Origin of the sequence: Actinomadura sp. 6N118 (genome assembly GCF_044326415.1) — a bacterium.
Taxonomy (GTDB): Bacteria; Actinomycetota; Actinomycetes; order Streptosporangiales; family Streptosporangiaceae; genus Spirillospora.
In genome coordinates this window covers 124,698-143,192 of record NZ_JBIRAZ010000005.1, presented here as the reverse complement: position 1 = coordinate 143,192, position 18,495 = coordinate 124,698, and the positions used below count along the sequence as shown (strand labels likewise).

Below are 18,495 nucleotides of genomic sequence, written 5' to 3'. Positions count from 1 at the left end.
ATGCCGTACGGCGCGACCCACCTGAGCGGGTCAGGGCACCGCGCAATCAAGGATCCGGCCGTCTGTCGTCCCTAGGACGACACGGCCGGGGGACGGCGCGGTGAGCGACAGCGCGATCGCCGGGTTGGCGCCGACACGGAGTGGGTGGCTCCAGCGCGTCGCGCCGGTGATGGCGTCGAGCGCCACGACCGTCCCGGAGGTGAAGGCGGCGTAGACGGTGCCGTCCGCGACGTCCAGGGAGGTCACATTGTGGTCGGTGGTGAAGACCCACGTGGGGCTGCCGCCGGGGAGGGCTCGGCGGACGACGAAGGCGTTGCCCGGCAGGAGGCCCCGTCCGTTGTGGACAGCCCCGCCGTGGACGAGCGCCTCGCCCGCCGCGTCGCAAATGTAGGCGACTGGGCCGCCGAACAGGTGGCCGTCGCGGGCGCTGTCCCATTCCAGTGGGAACAGATCTGTGACAGCGTGCGTCAGCGGATCGAGCCGGGCGACCCGCTTCCCCTCGACGTCCCCGCGCCCTTCGCCTCGCAGGAAGAACAGCTCGGGGCTGTGCCGGACCGTGAACGGGTGGTTGAACAGGTCGAACTTGCCCAGCCGTACCCGCCCGGACTCCTCTCCGCTCGGGGAGACCAGCAGCGTTTCGTGGACGGTCGAGGTGAAGTCGACGTCGCGCAGTGCCAGCCAGCCGTCCGCCCGGGCGGCCAGCGCGAGGGAGAAGCCCGGCGTGAGGACGGTCGTGCGGGCACCGTCGGCAAGGGAGAAGCGGGCGGCCGACCCGGAGCTGCGCTCCCAACCGTCCTGGGTGCGCCGGGTCTGGGAGTTCAGCACGACCCACGCCGATCCGCCGTCGGGCATCACCTGGATCTGCCGGCCGCCTGCCGCGTCCGGCACGGTGAACGCGCGCCGCCCCGATGGCTCCCAGCATTCCAAGGCGATCCGCTCGGACGCCGCCAGGATCTGGCCGTCGGGCAGCGGTTCCACGGCCCAGACCTGGCGCCGCGGCTCCCGGCGGCCGCCCGACAGGTCGTCAAGAATTTCCTCGGGCGGGCGGCGGTCCGGCGCCGGTGAGAACGGCGCAGCCGGCGCCGCGGTCTCCTGCGGGCGCAACGCGGCCGGTGCCATCCAGTCGTCGCGGACGGCGGTGCACGGGTGCCCCTGGGTGTGGGCCTGCGGGTTCTCCCAGTCGTCGGGAGGCGCGAGGACGAAGTCCAGCGTCCGGGCGTCCCGCCACGCCAGGGACCGGACCTGCCGCGGATGCGGCAGGAGCGAGGTGACCGTGCCTGCCGCCAGATCGAGCAGGAGCAGCTCCCCTGTAAATGAGTAGCCCACCGCGACGGTCGGCGCGGTGTGGACCGCGTGCTCACCCGACTTCGGCATTGCCAGCGTGCTGGCCCGGTTCCGCCAGGTCGCCCCGGTCGTCTTGATCGCCGCGGACGGCTACACCTATGGCGGCAAGGCGTTCGACCGCCGCGCACAGGCGGCCGAGCTGGTGGACGGCCTGCCCACCGTGCGGCACTTGCTCACGGTCCGGCGCCGCACCACCGGCCCGTGGCCGGTGCACGCCGGTGTGACGGCGCACGACTGGCCAGCGATCGCGGCCGACGCGCAGATCGAATTCGCCGACGTCGCATTCGACCACCCGCTGTGGGTGCTGTGGTCCTTCGGCACGACCGGGGTGCCCAAGGGCATCGTCCACGGGCACGGCGGCATCGTCGTGGAACTGCTGAAATCCCTCGGCCTGGGGCTGACCTGCGCCCATCCGACCGGTTCCTGTTCCTCACCTCGACAAGCTGGATGGTGTGGAACTACCTCATCGGTGGCCTCTTGCACGGCGCGACCATCGTGCTCTACGACGGCAGCCCCACCTTTCCCGACGTCAGCGGTGCTTGGCGCATCGCCGAACGAACCCGGGCAACCGTGGTCGGAGTGGGCGCCGGCTATCTGATGGCGGGTGCGCAAGCCAACGCCGAGTCCCAAGCCGAAGTTGGGCTGAGCCGGCTGCGCTCGATCCTGCAAACCGGCTCCACCCTTCCACCCTCGGCGTGGCGATGGGTCTATTCACACGTGTCCCCGGAGGTGTGGCTGCAGGCGGTGTGCGGCGGCACCGACATCTGCTCCGCCCTGGCCGGCGCGGCCGCCGGTTTGCCGGTTCACACCGGACGTATCCCCGCTCCAGCACTCGGTGTTGCACTGGCCTCCTGGGACCCAGCAGGGCAGCCGCTCACCGGGCAGCAAGGCGAACTGGTCGTCACCGAGCCTATGCCCTCGATGCCCCTGCGGCTCGTGGCCGATCCGCAGGGGCAGCGGTATCACGCCAGCTACTTCGACACCTACCCCGGCGTATGGCGGCACGGCGACTGGATCACCGTGCACGACGACCTCAGCATCGTCGTGGCCGGCCGTTCCGACTCCACCCTCAACCGCATGGGCGTGCGCATGGGCTCCGCCGACATCTACGCCGTGGTGGAACGCCTCCCCGAGATCACCGACAGCCTCGTCATCGGCGCCGAACTCCCCGACGGCCGATATGCGATGCCACTATTCGTCGTACTTGCCGAAAACAACCGACTCGACGACACCCTGCGCGGCCGGATCCTCGCCGCGATCCGCACCGAGCTCTCACCCCGCCATGTGGCCGACGACATCGTCGCCGCGCCTGCCGTCCCCCGTACCCTCACCGGCAAGAAAGTGGAAGTACCGATCAAACGCATCCTGCAGGGCAGACCGCCGGCACAGGTCGCCTCCGCCGGCGCCGTCACACACCAGGACGCGCTGAGCTGGTACGCCCATTACGGCCACACCATCCGCAGAAAACCCGAAGTGACCTTGCAGTCCACAACCTAACTACCGTCGCCGGCTACGCCCGCCCGGCCCTGCTTTGTTGCTACTCGTACCGCTGATGATCTTCCGGATGACCTGGCGGGGCGGCCCGAGCCCAGGGCCGTCCCGGCACCATCGGCGCGCAGTTGAGCTCCCATGCCGCAGCCCCCGATTGCCTCGGCCTCCTTCATCACAGCGTCGTCATCCATTGGCAGAGCCTCCATCAGGTCGGGTGACAGGCCAACGGCCGCATGCTCGTTCCAGCACATCACCCCTGAGAAGGGTGTCCGGCCCGGTGCCGGACCGCCGCCCTCCTCCACAGGTCGTCCCATGTGCGTGAGGCCAGCACCTCGCGCACCGCTCTGCGGTCGCCACCGCATCCCAACCGACCGCGCCCGGCTGAGGGGGGCCACGCCGGCCACCAGGGGTGGCGCACGGACAGAGTCCTTTGAGACTCGCCACACTTGGCGATTGCCTGCGTGCCACCGCCAACGGGGCATTGCGTGGCCGTCGGCCCCCGCTACCGCTTGGGGCCTAGAAGCTCGGGCTCCTTTTCCAGGGTGGTTGAGGCGCCAGTTTCGGGCTCAGCTGCGGTGTCCGGTCCTGTCTTTGCCGTACGGCTCTTGCCCGGTAGCAAGAGGGCAACCGCCACCGTGCCCACGCCGAGGATCACCGCACCCACGAGACTGGTGTGGGCCACGGCGTCGGCGAAGGACGAGCTAGCCGCGTGCGCCATCTGGTGGGCTCCGTGGGCGAGTTCGCTGGCCTGTGCCTTCAGCTGTGCGGCGTGCTCGGTGCTGCCCGCGTTCGCTGCCTCTTCGGCGAGCTTGCGTGCGTGGTCGCCGATGCCTTCGGCGACCCCGTAGCCAGCGCCGACCGATTCCTGTGCCTGGCTCAACCCCTCGGCCGGGAGCTTGCTGCCTGCGGTGGCGTCCGACAGGTTCGATGAGTACGAAGTCGACAGCAGCGAGCCGAGGATGGCGATGCCGATCGCCCCTCCCAGTTCCGTCGAGGTGTCGTTGACCGCGCTGCCCACGCCCAGCTCCTTCTCCGGGAACGCGCCGACGATGGCGTCCGTGCACGGCGAGAGCGCCAGGCCGATCGAGAGCCCGAGGATGATGAGGGGCGCGACGAAATCGCCGTACGACGACGAGGTGTCGACCTGGGTGAGCAGTGCGAGCGCCGCCGTTCCGCCTGCCATGCCCGCCAAGATCGTGGCCTTCATGCCGACGCGCGGGGTGAGGTAGCCGGTCAGCGCTGAGCCGACGAAGACCGCACCGGCGAGTGGCAGCATGCGGACCCCGGTCTCGAACGCGTCGAATCGCAGGACGAACTGCAGGTGCTGTGTGAGGTAGAAGAAGGCGCCGAAGACCACGAGGTAGAACAGCACGACGGCGACGTTGGAGCCGGTGAATGCGCGATCGGCGAAGCGGCGCAGGTTGAGCAGGGGGTACGGGTGGCGCAGCTCCCAGAGAACGAACGCCGAAAGCCCCGCTCCCGCGACGCCCGCACCTGTGATCGACTGCGCGTTCCAGCCGTGCGGCACCTCGATCAAGGTGAAGACCAGTGCGGCGATCCACACCACCGACAGGAGCCCGCCGACATAGTCGATCCGGTCGATGTGCGTGGCCTTGGACGGCGGAACGACGGCGAAGGCGCCCACGATGGCGAGGGCGATCACGGGAATGTTGATCAGAAATGTCGACTGCCAGCTGTCACTTTTCAGGAGCGTGCCTGCGACCAGCGGTCCGGCTGCGATCGCGAAACCAGCGGTGGCCGACCAGAGGGTGATCGCCTTGGCCCGTTCGGCGCGCGGGAAGGTGGCGACGAGGAGCGAGAGCGTGGCGGGCATGATGAGCGCCGCGCCGACGCCCATGGCGGCGCGGGCGGTGATGACACCTGCTGCGCTGTCGACGAGTGAGCCCGATATCGCTCCGGCGCCGAAGATGACGAGCCCGAGGACGAGCGCCCCGCGCCGACTGTACTTGTCGCCGATCGCGGCGAACAGCAGCATCAGCGCGGCGTACGGGACCGTGTAACCGTCGATCACCCACTGCAGGCCTGTGCTGGACAAGCCGAGGTCCTGGGTCATGGAGGGGGCCGCGACCGTGAGCGCGGTGTTGGCCATCAGGATCATCAGCAGGCTCAGGCAGAGCACGCCCAGCGCCCACCAGCGCTGGGCATAGGGCCGGTCCAGCCTCTCGACCGGTTCGTTCACAACAGACGCATGGGGAGGGTCCTTCCTCGGACGGTGTAGCCCTGCGGACAGGCACGGAGCGACAGGAGGAGCCGCCGATTGCGGGGGTGCAAGGCGATTCCGTTCGACCGACTTTATCACTCGACAAAGTCGTTCGAACGAGACTGCCTGGGGTGCGACTGTGAGATGGGTCGCTCGGAGTGAGGCCTGCCTGCGCTGAAATTCGGCGGCCCGCACTTTGTGCTGCAAGCGCTTGTGCATGCGGCGACCTCAGCCGCGCACGCTTTCCCTTGGGCCGAGCGGTCCGGTCGGGCGTGGCGCAGCCCGGTTCTGGACGTGGCCTGTGTCGCTCGGGGTGATCTGTCTCGTGCGTGCGCATCGCGAATTGGGTGCTGAGTATCTGGCTCGCGGGTGTTGGCCGCACTGATCACTTGGTGTCAGTTCTTGAAAAGGTTCTCTTGAATTTCAACCGAGTTGCAGAAGCGAGTCGTGTGTGAACGACTGTGGAGCGCGCCCATGGGCGGCTGCTGGGGGGCGAGGGCTGCGCCGACCTGCGAAGATGCGACTTGTTCGAGTGACTTCTTCGGGGGATCAAGTCGGTATGTTAAGTGCATGGCTCATGTCTCAGCGGCCGAGCGCCGTCCCCAGCTGATCAAAGCGGCGATCGACCTCATGGCCAGAGAAGGGGTCGCTGCCGGAAGCACACGTGCGATCGCCGCCGAACTCGGCGTCGCGCAGGCCACGGTGCACTACACCTTTGGTACGAAGGAGGACTTGTACCGTGCCGTCATCGAGCACCTGACTCAGGGGCTGGTGGATCAGGTGCGGCAGAGCGCGCCAGCCGACGCGGGCTTCGAGGAGACAGTCGGGGTACTGGCTTCTGCGCTGTGGCGCACGGTGCGTGACGAGCCGAGAAGCTATCAACTGCTGACTGAACTGACCATGTTCGCGCTCCGCTCGCCCCACCTCCGCGAGGCCCTTGAAGTGCACAATCTCGGCGTGATGAGTGTGACAGCGAGTCTTGTGGCCGACGCGGCCGAGCGCACTGGGCAGCAGCTCGCCCAGCCTGCACAGTTGATAGCCCGGTTTTTCCTCGCCGGGTTCGATGGGTTGATGCAGCAGCGCCTGACGCTTCCCGATGACGAGGCAGAACTTTCGTGTCTGCAGGCTTTGATCTCCTCCACGGTGGCGCTGGCCCGTGGGCGTGTGGAGATGGTGGCCGTACCGCGTGACCTGGCTGCGGGAAACCTGTCGAGCACTTGATCGGAATTCAAGGGCCGGCGATCGTGGCCGGCGGTGGGCGGTTCGACCAGTTGGTAGGTGTAACGACCACCCCGCCGGTGGATGGTCACGCCTGTTTCGCTTGCCCGGCGCGTAGGAACGCCGCGGTCATGATCAGCGCCCCGGACGCGCCGATGAGGCTGCCGATGCCGATCCGGCCGTCGACGGCGTAGGACGCCACGGAGGTCACGAGCACGCCCGTGGCGAAACAGTAGGCGGCAAGGAGCGCCGGAGCGGCCATGCGGTCTGGCAGCGCAGCGGCGACGAGCAGCGCCGTGCACAGGATCAGGTCGGGGACCAGGAAGAGGTTGTCGGCACGCCAGGAGTCGTTCAGGAAGAGGAAAGTGAAGGTGCCGAGACTGAGCGGGACGGCTGCGCCACGTCCGATCTTGAGCGTCGTCATGTCTACAGCGTAGACAGGCGGCCACCGGGTTGTCTACGGCGTAGACAACCCTGGCAGGATGGACGCATGCCACCACGCGCTCCGCTGACCACCGACGCCATCGCCGCCGCCGCCCTCGAACTCGGCGACCGCGAGGGCGCCGAGGCGATGACGATGCGCCGCATCGCCGCCGAACTCGGCTGCGATCCGATGGCCCTCTACCGGCACTTCCCCAACCGCCAGACGCTGCTCGACGCCGTCGCCGACCTGGCTCTGGCCGACGTGCCCGACCCCGACCGGGGCGAGGCGTGGGAGACGCGGCTCGTCACCGTCCTGGTGTCGATCCGGTCGGCGGCGCTGCGCCATCCGGGCATCGCCGCACACGTCGCAGGACGCCCGCCACTGCAGAGCCACGGGCGCAGACTCGCCGTGGCCATCATCGGAGCCCTCGCAGAAGCGGGCCTGCCACCGGAGGACGTGGTACGGGCGGCGCAGGCACTCATCGCCTACCTGGCGGCCGCACTCGCAATGAGCGTACGGGCCGGGGAACCCGACGCACGCTGGCACGAGCTACGGGCCGTGATCTCCACGCTGCCAGGCGCGCCGCCGGGTGACGCGCTTCCGGTGACGGGATCCGAAGACCAATTTCGATACGGGCTCGGACTGCTCATCTCCGGAATCCGAGTCGAGGCTGAACGCGGGCGCCAGCCGTCTGCTTCCGGCTGACAATCCTGAACTCGTGAGACTGAGGGGCGCGAGCTGCTTCTCCTGCCGCGACGGCGGTAGTGACCCACGTCCACGACGATCATGTGGAGCGGGCCTTGAGATCAGCGCGGGAAAGATGTCAGCGTTGTGGTTTGGTTCTCCGACCGCGATCAGGCTGGATGACCTGGATGTTACCTGCGCTGTCCTGAACTGCCGACCAGGCCCAATGCAAGGGCGGCTGCTATGTGCACCCCACTGCAGCAGGTGCACTTCGCCATGCAGACCTGTCCGTGCAGATACGGCAGGCGATGGTGACCTGGCTTAGGGGGATCGAGGCCGATCCTGCGATCGAGTTGAGCTGGATACGCGCGGTACCCAGGTTGGGGACCGACGGGATCCGGGTGCAGCGCGAGTTGCTTGAGCGGTTCGTCGTCTTGATCCGGGCTTTGACCGACACGGCCGATCTCCGCGCGGCGGGCGTCAAGCCGGCATCCCGGCACACAGCGATCTTGCTACTGGGCGGCCTCAACGAACTCGTCGCCGTCACCCTCGAGGACGGCAGCGACATCTACGACATCACCGAGACCGCGATCGACTGCACACTGGCGATCCTCGGCCCCCGAGCCTGTCACCCAGCGCGATCGCGCTGTCCCTCGGTGCAAGACGCTGAACAAGTGATCGACTGCAGCTTGCTGTTGTTATGGGTGTTGGACGTTGAGCCACTGCTCTGGCGTCAGCTCAGGGATAACACCCTCCCAAGTAACTGTCTCCGCTCGTCCTCAGTCATCTTTCGGGGCGCGATATTCGTCCCTTCATAGAGTGTTAGGCCGGATCTGTTCGGGTCAGGGTTCGCATGGCTGTAGCTGGTGGAACGAGCTTGCGTGAAACACCAGTGGGGGACCGGGCTGGGTGAGATGTCGCTGGACTCGGAGCAGGACCACGTCGTGGTCTCCTGCTCGGACCGTCTGATCGATCGTGCAGTTCAGCCAGGCCACGGCGCCGTCGAGAAGGACGGCGCCGTCTTCGTCGGCGGCCCAGCTGAGACCGGCGAACCGGTCTCCGGTTTTGGCGGAGAGCTGTCGGCAGGCGCGGTCCTGAGTAGAGCTCAGCACCGAGAGTCCCAGCCGTGGTCGGTCGACGAGAAGCGGCCAGGTGGTCGAGGTGAGCTGAATGCACACCGAGACCAGCGGCGGGGACATCGAGACGGAGGTGAACGAGCTGGCCGCGATGCCGACGGGTGCGCCGTCCCGGAGAGCGGCCAAGGCGATCACGCCTGTGGGGAAACTGCCGTAGGTTTCGCGCAGCGCGGCGACGTCTGGTCCGCCATCGGCGGACGTGGCGGTTCTCAAGGACGGCGTCATGGAGCAAACTCCTTGCCTGTTAGATCATGACGGCCTCTCGGCCGCCCTCGTGCCGCCTGCGGGTTTGACGGCCAGGGTGGGGTCAGTCCTGGGGCATGTCCACGAGGATCTTGATCTCCTCACCCCGCCGTAGCGGCTCGAACCCGGCTTCGATGGAGTCGGCGAGCGGAATGTGCTTCACCCAGGAGTCGGTGGGGACACGGCCCTCGGCCATCCACTGGATGACGGTGTGAAACGCGTGCACGGTGGACCCGTTGTGGCCGACGATGGTGACCTCGTTGAGCGCGACGGGGTTGGGGAGGAGTTCGTAGGCCTTCTCGAACAGTCCGATGAGCACGAGCTTGCCGCGCTTGCGCAGCACGGCGAACCCGGAGTCGAGGCTGGCCTGCACGCCTGCGCATTCGAAGACCACATCGGCACCCCGGCCGTCGGTCCAGGCACGTACCGCCCCGGCGACGTCCTCGGTGGTGGGGTCGATGATGCGGGCCTGTGTGAGCGTCTGGAGGGCCACACGGCGGGAAGGGGACGGCTCCACAACCACAAACTGGCGCAGTCCGAGGGCTTCGAGCGCGAGCACGACGCCAATGCCGATCGGTCCGCCACCAAGGATGACCACGTGGCTGTCCTTGTCCAGCTGCGCACGTTGTACCGCAGTGGTGGCCACCGCGATCGGCTCGATCAGGGCGCCTTGGGTGAGGCTGAGCTCGTCGGGCAGCGGGATGATCAGCCGGCTCGGTACGACGGCGAACTCGGCGAGTGCCCCGATGGGGGAGCCGCACCCGATGGTCGACACCGCCCTGTCGAAGACTTCGCAGAGCACGGGGTAGTCGGACTCGCACTGGCTGCACTGTCCGCAGCTGTCGATGGGGTAGACGCACACACGGTCGCCCACCGAGACGTCGGTCACCTGGGAGCCGACCTCGGTGACGACTCCGGAAAACTCGTGTCCGATGGCACGCGGGCGGGTCCAGCCACTACGTGAACTGGCGTAGTAGAAGTGCAGGTCGCTACCGCAGATGCCGTTGTGGGCGACTCGGACCTTGACCTCTTCGGGGCCGACCTCGGGGACCGGGACCTCTTGCAGTCGAAGGTCCTTTTCTCCATGGAGCTGGTAAGCGATCACTGGCCCTCCAGGGTCAGGTGGGCGACGCGGGGGCCGACCTCGGTGATGAGCAGTTCGAGGGAACGCCGGTAGGCGTCGGGGTTGGATCGGTAGTCGAAGTCAAAGGCGATCAGGGTGCCGAAACCACGGGCCTGCTCGAACTCGTTGATCAGGCGTTCGGCGACCGTCTCGGGCGAGCCGACGAGCCAGACGTCGCGGGCGAGGATTTCTGCGGTGACGTCCTCGGGTGCGACGCCAGGGGCGAGGGAACCCCCGCCCCGCTGGTAGACGTCGATCATGACCTTGTCGTAGAAGTGGCCCATGAATCCGGAGGTGACCAGCCTTCGGGCCTCCTCGTCGGTGTCGGCGACGAACACTTCGCGGCACACTCGCCAATTCGCGCGGTCCGGGGTGTGGCCGCCCTCGATGCACGCCTGCGCGTAGCCGGCCCACTGCTCGTGGAGGTGGCTGGCGCTCTTGGCGAAACTCAGCGGGATGTAGCCGTTGCGTCCGGCCAGCTGGAAGCTCTTGGACTTGGCGCTGCTGCCGGCGATGGCGATCGGCGGGTGCGGGCTCTGGAAGGGGCGCAGTACCGGCCCGGCCAGGAAGTCGTCGAACTCGGGGAAGTCCACCGTCCAGAACTGTCCCTCGAACGTGAACGGCTCGCCCTGCCAGATCTTGTTCATGATCTCCAGGCCCTCGGTGAGCATCTCCGAGTTCCTGTTACTGGTCTGGAACAGGCGCTGGTCGGCCGGATACGCCCCGGCTCCCACTCCGGCGATGTAGCGGCCCCTGGTCAGGTGGTCCAGCGCCATGATCCGGTAGGCGAGCGCGGCGGGGTGGCTGTAGGGGACCAGGTGGGCGCCGGCGGCGAGGGTGATCTGCGTGGTCTCGCGGGCGGCGGCGGCGATGAGCAGTTCGGGTGCGGGTGAGTTCTGCCAGCCGGTGGTGTAGTGCTCGGCGAACCAGACCTCATCGAAGCCCAGCTCATCGCCCCAGCGAGCGACCTGCAGGCTCCACTCCTGCACATCGCAGAGAGGGGACGTGGGGTCCGCGTACGGCGGACTGAAGATGCCGAACTTCATGCTTTCTCCTTGTTGTCAGGCCCCGGTGAGACCGCCGGAGGTCGTCACCGCCTGGCAGCGGCGTGTCGGTTGGTTTTGGGCCTGGAGGTCGCGGGTGGACGATGGCCGCCGGAGTCGGTGCTCGCGAGGAGGGTCAGGACGCTCCTGCGGGTTTGGCCGTGGCGGCTGGGCCGGTTCCGCTGTCGAAGAGAGCGGACACGCTTGGGGCAGCGGCGAGCAGATCTCGCGTGTATGCCGCTGTGGGGGAGCGCAGGATGGATTCGACGGCGCCCTCTTCGCACACGGTACCGCGATCGAGGACAAGCACCTGGTCAGCGACGGTGGACACCACCCCGAGGTCGTGGGTGATGAACAGCAGACTCAGGCCGTTTTCGGTACGCAGTGCGGTGAGAAGGTCGAGAACCGCGGCCTGGACTGACACGTCCAAGGCGGAGGTGACCTCGTCGCAGACGAGGACCTCCGGTCCTGCGGCGAGTGCTCGGGCGATGGCGACGCGCTGCCGCTCGCCGCCGGAAAGCTCGCCGGGGTAGCGAGCTTTGATCCGCCTGGGCAGGCGGACGGCGTCGAGGAGACGGTCGGTCTCCGCGCCGAGTTCTGAGCGCTTCAGGCCGCGCAGGAGCGCGGCCGGGCGGCTGACCTGGTCTGCGACCGTTCGCCGGGGATTGAGGGAATCGGCGGGGTTCTGGAACACGAGCTGGACTCGCCGGCGCTGTTCCACCGAGCGCGCGCGGGCCAGTGGAGGCAGCGGTCGTCCATCGAGCCGGATCTCCCCGGACGCGGGTGCGAGGAGGCCGCTAACGGTTCGGGCAATCGATGTCTTGCCGCTGCCGGACTCGCCGACGAGGGCGACGCAGGATCCGCGGCGCAGCCCGAAGGAGACGCCGGTGGCGACCCTGGTCACCTGGGCCTTGTTGCGGTACTCGATCGTCAGATCGTGGACTTCGAGCACGAGCGGGCGGGCTTCGGCCGGGCTCGAAGTCCGCCGGAGGAACGTGAGATCGGCCGCGTCGGTGTGCGTCCACCTTCGGCATCGCACGATGTGCCCGGCGTCGATCGAGGTGAGGTCGGGAACGTCATGCTCGCAGGCAGGCTCAACCAGCGGACAACGAGGAGCGAAGGCACATCCGTTGGTCTTGTCTCCCACCCCGGGTGCGACGCCGCCCATGGGCTTCAGATGTCTCGGCGTCACATGATCGGGGGTCGATGCCAGCAGCCCGCGGGTGTAGGGATGGCGTGGCCGGGACAGCATCTCGCGGGCGGGACCCTGCTCCACGAGACGGCCGTTGTACATCACCGCCACCCGGTCGGCGATCTGCGCGACGACGGCGAGGTCGTGTGTCACGTAGATCATCGAGACGTGGTGCTCGTCGCGCAGCCGGGCGAGCTCGGTGATGATCTTGGATTGGGTGACAACGTCGAGCCCGGTGGTGGGTTCGTCGAGGATGACCACGGGCGGGTCGCAGGTCAGAGCCGTAGCGAGGCAGACTCGTTGCTGCTGGCCGCCGGACAGCTGATGGGGGAGCCGCCGGCGGAAGCCGGCGTAACCGGGCAGGCCGACGCCGTCGAAGTGGCGTTCGAGCTCGGCGTCGTCCGCGCATGCGCCGCGATGGGTGCGGATCACGTCCTGCAGGGTGTCCTCGAGGCGCAGAGCCGGGTTGAGTGCCCGCCCGGGGTCCTGCGGTACGTAGGAGATCGCCGATCCGCGCAGTCTGCGCAGCGACTCGTCCATTGCGGCGGGTTCGCCGTCGATCCACAGCCGCCCGGAGGAGATGACCGTGCCGGGGGACGAATACCCCATGAGGGCGCGGGCGAGAGTGGTCTTGCCGGAACCGGATTCGCCGACCAGCCCGAGGATCTCGCCTCGTCGCAGTTCCAGATCGACGCCGCGCACGATCTCTGCCCCGGAGGTGAGCCGGACTTTGACGCTCTCGGCGCGTAGTGCCGGTGTGGTCATCAGGAGTCGGCTCCTTTCGAGCGGCCGAGTGTCTTGGTGTAGGCGTCGGCGATGAGGTTCACCGCGATGATGAGGACCGCGAGCATCGCCGCCGGCAGCAGGGCGGCCCAGATGTTGCTGGCCAGCACCGTGCGGTTCTCGGCCACCATCAGCCCCCAGTTCGCCGCGGGCGGGCGGGAGCCGAGGCCGAGGAAGTTCAGGCTCGCGGCGAGCACGATCGCGCTGGAGAACCGGATGCCGAGGTCGGCCAGAACCGTCTGGACGATGTTGGGCAGCACCTCGCGGAACATGATCGACAGCGGCCGCTCACCGCGCACCACCGCGGCGTCGACGAAGCCCGTCGTGGCGACCTCCTGCGTGGCCGACCGGACGATGCGCACCACTCCGGGGAAGAGGACCAGGACGATGCCGATCGCCACGACCACCGGTGACGTGCCGCTTCCGGAGATCAACACGAGCAGGAGGAGTAGCGGCGGGAACGCCATGTGGACATCGACCACCCGCATGATCAACGTGTCGGTCCGGCTTTCGTGGTTCAGTCCCGCGATCATTCCGAGCTGCACACCCAGCAGATAGGCCGCCGCGATGCTGACGATCGCCAGGGACAGCACCGGCAGGCCACCGTGGAGGAACCGGCTGAGGACGTCCCGGCCGAGCTCGTCGAGTCCGAACGGTGCGCCCGGCGCCGCGGGGCTTCCCGGAATGCCGACAGGGCGGTCGAGCGGGTAGGGGGCGAACAAGGGGCCGATCAGGGCGACCAGCACCACGAAGGCGAACAGGATCAGGCCCCCGGCTCCCTGGACGGTCCGAGCGAAGCGGGGAATCCGCGTCCGCTTGCCCGTCTGCGGGCCGCGTCGGGCCGCCATGGCAGGTGTCCGCCGCAGCTCGTCGGATTGAGGAACGCTCATCGGTGGCCACCCGTCCGGAGCTTGGGGATGAGGGAGACGACGAGCATGTCGGCGATGATGTTGATCGCGATGTAGGCCGCGGCCAGGATCAGCGCGATTCCGGCGACGGTCGGGGTGTCGCGCCGGGTGACCGCCTGCACCAGGAGGGTTCCGATCCCGGGGTAGGAGAACAGCGCTTCGACGACGATGACTCCGCCGAACAGGTACTGGATGGCCTGGGCATAACTCTGCACGGTGGAGGCGAGGGCGTTGCGCAGGGCATAGCGTCGGCGGACCTTGCGCTCGTGGAGGCCGTTCAGCCGGGCCATGAGAACGTAGTCCTGCCGCAGTGTCATCGCCATCGCCGCCCGGACTTGGCGCGCGGCGAACGCCAGGGCCGCACCGAGCAGCGTCAGCACGGGAAGCACCAGACCCGCCGGGTTCGACAAGGGGTTCTGGCCGGGAGCCAGCAGGTTGACCGGGGGAAGAAGGCCGAGCTGCCTGGAGAAGATCAGGATGAGCAGTGTGCCGAGCACGAACTCGGGTAGGCAGCCGAAGATCAGCGAGACGTACGAGGCGATCTGATCCGCCGGGCGGCCCTCCCGCGTCGCGGAGAAGACCCCGAGGACGAGCGACAGCGGGATCAGCAGGAGGGTGGCGATCGCCGCCAGAACGAGGCTGTTGAGCAGCGGACCACCGATCATCGACGAGATGCGCGGATCGGGCGCGGACTGGGCCAACCCGACTGCCGAGTCGCCAAGGTCTCCGTGGAGGATGCCGCCGAGCCAGCCGAAGTAGCGCACGACCAACGGCTGGTCGAGGCCAAGTTCGTGCCGGAGCGTGCTGAGACGCTCGGGGCTGGCACCCCGGCCGAGGACGACTTGCGCGACGTCACCCGGCAGCGCGTTGGTCGCCAGAAAGATCAGGATGCTGGCAACGAACAGGGTCGCCAGGGCGTAGACGATTCGTCGTACCAAGGTGGAAAGGACCGGGTGCTTCGCCCGCTTCCCGGCTGCGGTACGGGGCTCGGCCGGCGCGGCCTGCTGCGTGCTTCCGACGGTGAGCTGATCGGTCAACAGGATCCCCTCCCCTCGGCATCGAGTGGAGTGTGGCCGGGGGAGAGGTCAGGACTGCCCAGTTGGAGACTCCTTTGGCCGGAGACGCGGTCCGACCCGACGGTTTGCACACACCGGCCGTCGAGCAGCAGGGCGAGCGCCGCGGTCTGCTCGATCTCCTCCACGGCATCCGCGGCTTCCCGCAGGCTCGGGGCGGCGACGATCGTTCCGTGGTTGCGCAGCAACAGGAAACGGGATCGTCGCGCCGCTGCGGCGACCGCGGCGACCAGCTCGAGGCTGCCGGGCCGGTGGTAAGGCACCAGGCGCAGCTGGGGAACCTTCGCGACGTAGTAGGGCGTGAGCCGCGGCAGGGGATCGTCGTCTTGAAGCCGCGCCAGGCAGGACACGGCGACCGCATGCAAGGAGTGCACGTGCACGATCGCCGCGCAGCTGGGATGTTCACGGTAGAGAACGTCGTGCAACCCCAACTCCTTAGAGGGCGGCCGCCCCGCCGTGTGGTGTCCGTGTTCATCGACGACGGCCACATCAGCGGGGTCGAGCGCCCCCAGCACGGCGCCGGTGGGGGTGATCCGCACCCCTCCGTCGTCGGCGCGGACACTGATGTTGCCGGTGCTGCCGGGCGTGAGGCCCCGTGCGCTGAGGCCGGCTCCGACAGCGGTGATGTCATCGTGGGGCAGCACGGTGGTCATGGGCGCATGCTCCTCAACGTGGCGAATGCCCTGGAGAACAGGTCGTCCGGGCCGAAGTTGCCGGACTTGAAGGCGATGGCGAGATCGTCGGTGGGCGTGAAGGTCCACGGCACTCCGGTGCAGATCTCCGCGCCGACACGGACGCTCGACAACCCCAGCGCGCCGGCCACCGCTCCAGAGGTCTCGCCGCCGGCCACGACGACGCGTCGGGCCCCCGCCTCGACGAGGCGTGCGGCGATCTCACCGAGGCCACGTTCCACCACCTCGGCGGCGGAACGACCGTTGAGCTCCGCCGGTCCGCGCGTCACGCCGCCCTGGTCAGCGTCAGAGGAGACGAGGACAGGGAGGGCGGGCTGGTCGTGCTGTTGCTGCTTGGCCCAGGCGAGCACGTGCCCCGGTGTGCGCGCGTCGGCGAGCGCCGCCGCCGAGAGCCGCTTCACCGGGCCGGGAAAGGCAGCGATCTGGCGGGCGGTCGCCGCGGAGGCGCTGCCGGCGATCACGATCTCGTGTCCGCTGGGTGGCATCCCCGCGGCGGCGTCATCGGAGGGACTGTCCGTACCGTGGCGGCCGATCCGATGAGCGCAGACGGCGGCGGCCATCGGCGCGCCGCCACCGGCCATCCTCTCGGGCGTCGCCAGGTCGGCGAGGATGGAGACGTGGTCGTTGGTGAGGGTGTCGCAGAGGACATGGACGGGGACGTCGCCGGCAGTGAGGCGACGCAGCTCGGTCTCGCTGGCGGCGCTGCCCACGTGGAGGAAGGCGAAGACGAGATTCTCGATCTGATGCGGCGTCTGCGGTGCCAGAACCCGACTCAGAAGCGCGTCGCTCATGGGGTTGAGCGGGTGGTGTCGCATCGGTGACTCGTTCAGCAGGACACCGTCGACGAACAGGTGCCCGTTGTAGACCGTGCGACCGTTGACGGGGTACCCGGGCACGTGCAGGAGCACGCGCTTTCCCAGGGCGGTCAGGAGTTCGTCGGCGACCGGGCCGATGTTCCCTGTCGGCGTCGAGTCGAATGTGCTGCAGTACTTGTAGTAGACGCATTCCACGTCGGCCTCGTCGAACGCCGTAAGCGTGGTCCGCACGGCCTGGACCGCCTCGGCGACCGGCAGGCTCCTGATTTTCAGTGCAGCCACGACCACGTCGGCACCGACGTCGAGCGCGTTCTCAGGTGACGGAGGCCCGAAGGTCAGCGCGACGCGCAGACCGGTGCGCCGGACTGCACTGGCCGCGTCCGTGGCGCCCGTGAGGTCATCGGCGATGATCCCGAGTGTCACGGTCTACTCGATCCATCCGTCGCACATGCGGAAGCTGTCGAAGCTCATCGCAGCCCCGGTCGACAGGCCACGGACGTTGTTCGCCGCAGCGTCGAGGTAGGGCACGTTCCCCCAGGCGATGAGCCCGCCCTGGTCGAACTGGAGCTGCTGCACCTGTCGCCAGAGTGCGCCCGCCTTCGCCGGGTCCTTTGCGGAGATCGCCTGGTTCAGCAGCGCCTCGTACTGGTCACCGCCGGGCTGCTGAGCCCAGTGTGAGTCCGGGAACGGCGAGGACTTCGACAGGAAGAGCCGGTAGCTCGCGGTGAGGGACACACCGATTGGGCCGGTGACGTTCTGCCGGAAGTAGCCGGTGTACACACCGCCGGCCGGGGTGAAGTAGGTCTCGCCGCTGGTCACGTTGACATCGACGGCGACTCCCGCGGCCGACGCCTGCTGGGCGAACAACGTTGCGGCGGAGTCCCAGATTCCGCCCCCCGCCCAGGTCTGCAGGCTGAACCTCTTACCGGCGACGCCGGCCTCTTTGAACAGCGACCGGGCCCGGTCGGGATCGAACCGGCGGGCCATGTCTTTGGCGTAGTGCTGGCTGCCAACGGAGATCAGGTCGTTGCCCGGGACTCCGAAACCGGCCAGGGCACCGTTGACAAGCCCCTTCCGGTCGCAGAGCAGCCGGAAGGCCTGACGGACACGGTTGTCGACGAACGGTCCCTTGTCGACGCGCATCGTGATGAGCGGGACGTTGGCGGCCAGCTCCGACTGGATGACCTGGAACCGCTTGCCGTTCGCCTGCTGGCGCGCCACGACCGGATCGATCCCCGGCACCACGTTCACCTGTCCACCGATCAGTGCGTTGACCAGCGCGTTCTTGTCGGTGAAGGAGCTGTTGATCACTAGCCGGTCGACGTACGGCTTGCCCTCTTCCCAGTAGTCGCGGTTCGCCTCGAACACGCTCTCCCGTCCGGGCGTGAACGAGACGTACCGGAAGGCGCCCGTGCCGACGGGCTTGGCCGCCACGGACTTGGACGTGGCTCCCTCCGGCAGCACCGGGAAGTTGACGTAGACGAGCAGCGTCGGGAACTCCGCGACCGGCCGGGTCAGCGGCACCCGGACCGTGAGCCGGTCGACCGCCTTGACCTTCGGGAGATCGATGATCCCCTTGAGGTAGGCAGCCCCGAGGTTGATGCGCTCATCAGGCCATAGGCGCTGGAGGTTGTAGACGACATCGGCGGCCGTGAAGGCCTTGCCGTCGTGCCAGACGACGCCGTCTCGCAGCTTGATCGTCCAGACCGTCGCGTCGGCGTTGGACTCCGCCGACACGGCGAGGCCCGGCTGAATCGGCGTGACGTTCTTGCCCGGGTAGAACAGCAGGTTGTAGAGGCTGTAGCAGCGGAAGTAGTCCGAGTACACCTGCGCCCCACCAGGGAACAAGGTCTCGGCGTTACCGCCACCGGTGACGCCGATGGTCAGCGTGCCGCCCCGTTTGGGAGTGCCTCCGGGAAGGGCCGACGGGAACGCGGATGTCGCTCCCGCCGCTCCTCGTTGCCCCTCGCCCGGTGAGCAGGCCGCCAGTACGGCGCCGCCTCCCAGCGCGGACGCTCCTGCCAGAAAGCCTCGCCGGGAGATCTGCGGGCCGGTGAGTGAATCTGTGGCTGCGTGCCTGAGCTCTGTCCGAGCGATCATGACCC

Annotated in this window: 16 protein-coding genes and 1 pseudogene; 5 read left to right on the top strand and 12 right to left on the bottom strand. The window is 68.2% G+C overall.

Features of this window, described 5'->3' with window-relative positions:
- Positions 1-30: 30 nt before the first annotated feature.
- Positions 31-1,374 carry a PQQ-binding-like beta-propeller repeat protein gene (locus ACH34W_RS14215; protein ID WP_395961316.1) on the bottom strand — a complete coding sequence of 448 codons (1,344 nt, stop codon included), beginning with the start codon at positions 1,372-1,374 and terminating at the stop codon, positions 31-33.
- Here ACH34W_RS14215 and ACH34W_RS14210 point away from each other — a divergent pair.
- Positions 1,343-1,666: pseudogene (locus tag ACH34W_RS14210) on the top strand (acetoacetate--CoA ligase); the annotation flags it as partial. The gene ACH34W_RS14215 and the pseudogene ACH34W_RS14210 overlap by 32 nt on opposite strands.
- A 125-nt stretch (positions 1,667-1,791) precedes the next feature.
- Positions 1,792-2,841 carry an AMP-binding protein gene (locus tag ACH34W_RS14205; protein WP_395961315.1) on the top strand — a complete coding sequence of 350 codons (1,050 nt, stop codon included), beginning with the start codon at positions 1,792-1,794 and terminating at the stop codon, positions 2,839-2,841.
- 496 nt (positions 2,842-3,337) lie between these two features.
- On the opposite strand, the gene ACH34W_RS14200 is transcribed toward ACH34W_RS14205, so the two are convergent.
- Positions 3,338-5,035, bottom strand: a complete 1,698-nt coding sequence (locus tag ACH34W_RS14200) for an MFS transporter (RefSeq protein ID WP_395961314.1) — start codon at positions 5,033-5,035, stop codon at positions 3,338-3,340.
- A gap of 591 nt (positions 5,036-5,626) precedes the next feature.
- Between ACH34W_RS14200 and ACH34W_RS14195 the strand changes: the two genes are divergently transcribed.
- On the top strand, positions 5,627-6,277 hold the full coding sequence (locus tag ACH34W_RS14195) for a TetR/AcrR family transcriptional regulator (protein ID WP_395961313.1): 651 nt from the start codon (positions 5,627-5,629) through the stop codon (positions 6,275-6,277).
- A gap of 85 nt (positions 6,278-6,362) precedes the next feature.
- Here ACH34W_RS14195 and ACH34W_RS14190 read toward each other — a convergent pair whose 3' ends face one another.
- Positions 6,363-6,698 carry a hypothetical protein gene (locus ACH34W_RS14190; protein WP_395961312.1) on the bottom strand — a complete coding sequence of 112 codons (336 nt, stop codon included), beginning with the start codon at positions 6,696-6,698 and terminating at the stop codon, positions 6,363-6,365.
- Between the two features lie 66 nt (positions 6,699-6,764).
- On the opposite strand from ACH34W_RS14190, the gene ACH34W_RS14185 reads away from it, so the two are divergent.
- Complete coding sequence (locus tag ACH34W_RS14185; RefSeq protein ID WP_395961311.1) at positions 6,765-7,403, top strand: TetR/AcrR family transcriptional regulator; 639 nt, start codon at positions 6,765-6,767, stop codon at positions 7,401-7,403.
- A 269-nt stretch (positions 7,404-7,672) separates the two neighbouring features.
- Positions 7,673-8,200 (top strand): hypothetical protein, encoded by a 528-nt coding sequence (locus tag ACH34W_RS14180; protein WP_395961310.1) that lies wholly within the window; start codon positions 7,673-7,675, stop codon positions 8,198-8,200.
- Positions 8,201-8,224: 24 nt separating this feature from the next.
- Here the strand turns inward: ACH34W_RS14180 and ACH34W_RS14175 are convergent, their stop codons facing one another.
- The 9 genes from ACH34W_RS14175 to ACH34W_RS14135 form a co-directional block, all read right to left on the bottom strand.
- On the bottom strand, positions 8,225-8,743 hold the full coding sequence (locus tag ACH34W_RS14175; protein WP_395961309.1) for a flavin reductase family protein: 519 nt from the start codon (positions 8,741-8,743) through the stop codon (positions 8,225-8,227).
- Positions 8,744-8,825: 82 nt separating this feature from the next.
- Positions 8,826-9,866: an alcohol dehydrogenase catalytic domain-containing protein gene (locus ACH34W_RS14170; protein WP_395961308.1), complete on the bottom strand. Its 1,041-nt coding sequence runs from the start codon at positions 9,864-9,866 to the stop codon at positions 8,826-8,828.
- On the bottom strand, positions 9,863-10,930 hold the full coding sequence (locus ACH34W_RS14165; RefSeq protein WP_395961307.1) for an LLM class flavin-dependent oxidoreductase: 1,068 nt from the start codon (positions 10,928-10,930) through the stop codon (positions 9,863-9,865). The genes ACH34W_RS14170 and ACH34W_RS14165 overlap by 4 nt, the downstream gene beginning before the upstream one ends.
- Before the next feature lie 133 nt (positions 10,931-11,063).
- The gene (locus ACH34W_RS14160) at positions 11,064-12,884 is read right to left on the bottom strand and encodes an ABC transporter ATP-binding protein (protein WP_395961306.1); all 1,821 of its coding nucleotides are present in this window, start codon (positions 12,882-12,884) and stop codon (positions 11,064-11,066) included.
- Entirely contained in the window at positions 12,884-13,792 is a 909-nt protein-coding gene (locus ACH34W_RS14155; RefSeq protein WP_395961305.1) for an ABC transporter permease, read from the bottom strand. The genes ACH34W_RS14160 and ACH34W_RS14155 overlap by 1 nt, the downstream gene beginning before the upstream one ends.
- Positions 13,789-14,847: an ABC transporter permease gene (locus ACH34W_RS14150; protein ID WP_395961304.1), complete on the bottom strand. Its 1,059-nt coding sequence runs from the start codon at positions 14,845-14,847 to the stop codon at positions 13,789-13,791. Before ACH34W_RS14150 ends, ACH34W_RS14155 begins: the two co-directional genes overlap by 4 nt.
- Entirely contained in the window at positions 14,844-15,536 is a 693-nt protein-coding gene (locus tag ACH34W_RS14145) for a class II aldolase/adducin family protein (RefSeq protein WP_395961303.1), read from the bottom strand. Before ACH34W_RS14145 ends, ACH34W_RS14150 begins: the two co-directional genes overlap by 4 nt.
- A complete protein-coding gene (gene otnK / locus ACH34W_RS14140; protein WP_395961302.1) occupies positions 15,533-16,813 on the bottom strand; it encodes a 3-oxo-tetronate kinase in 1,281 nt (426 codons plus the stop codon). Before otnK ends, ACH34W_RS14145 begins: the two co-directional genes overlap by 4 nt.
- A 3-nt stretch (positions 16,814-16,816) precedes the next feature.
- Entirely contained in the window at positions 16,817-18,490 is a 1,674-nt protein-coding gene (locus ACH34W_RS14135; RefSeq protein WP_395961301.1) for an ABC transporter substrate-binding protein, read from the bottom strand.
- Positions 18,491-18,495: the final 5 nt, after the last annotated feature.

What these genes read in the sequence shown, in the direction of transcription:
- ACH34W_RS14215 (WP_395961316.1), bottom strand. Translation starts at nt 1,374, where the DNA reads ATGCCGAAGTCGGGTGAGCACGCGGTCCACACCGCGCCGACCGTCGCG.
- ACH34W_RS14205 (WP_395961315.1), top strand. Translation starts at nt 1,792, where the DNA reads ATGGTGTGGAACTACCTCATCGGTGGCCTCTTGCACGGCGCGACCATC.
- ACH34W_RS14195 (WP_395961313.1), top strand. Translation starts at nt 5,627, where the DNA reads ATGGCTCATGTCTCAGCGGCCGAGCGCCGTCCCCAGCTGATCAAAGCG.
- ACH34W_RS14190 (WP_395961312.1), bottom strand. Translation starts at nt 6,698, where the DNA reads ATGACGACGCTCAAGATCGGACGTGGCGCAGCCGTCCCGCTCAGTCTC.
- ACH34W_RS14185 (WP_395961311.1), top strand. Translation starts at nt 6,765, where the DNA reads ATGCCACCACGCGCTCCGCTGACCACCGACGCCATCGCCGCCGCCGCC.
- ACH34W_RS14175 (WP_395961309.1), bottom strand. Translation starts at nt 8,743, where the DNA reads ATGACGCCGTCCTTGAGAACCGCCACGTCCGCCGATGGCGGACCAGAC.
- ACH34W_RS14165 (WP_395961307.1), bottom strand. Translation starts at nt 10,930, where the DNA reads ATGAAGTTCGGCATCTTCAGTCCGCCGTACGCGGACCCCACGTCCCCT.
- ACH34W_RS14160 (WP_395961306.1), bottom strand. Translation starts at nt 12,884, where the DNA reads ATGACCACACCGGCACTACGCGCCGAGAGCGTCAAAGTCCGGCTCACC.
- ACH34W_RS14155 (WP_395961305.1), bottom strand. Translation starts at nt 13,792, where the DNA reads ATGAGCGTTCCTCAATCCGACGAGCTGCGGCGGACACCTGCCATGGCG.
- ACH34W_RS14145 (WP_395961303.1), bottom strand. Translation starts at nt 15,536, where the DNA reads ATGACCACCGTGCTGCCCCACGATGACATCACCGCTGTCGGAGCCGGC.
- ACH34W_RS14135 (WP_395961301.1), bottom strand. Translation starts at nt 18,490, where the DNA reads ATGATCGCTCGGACAGAGCTCAGGCACGCAGCCACAGATTCACTCACC.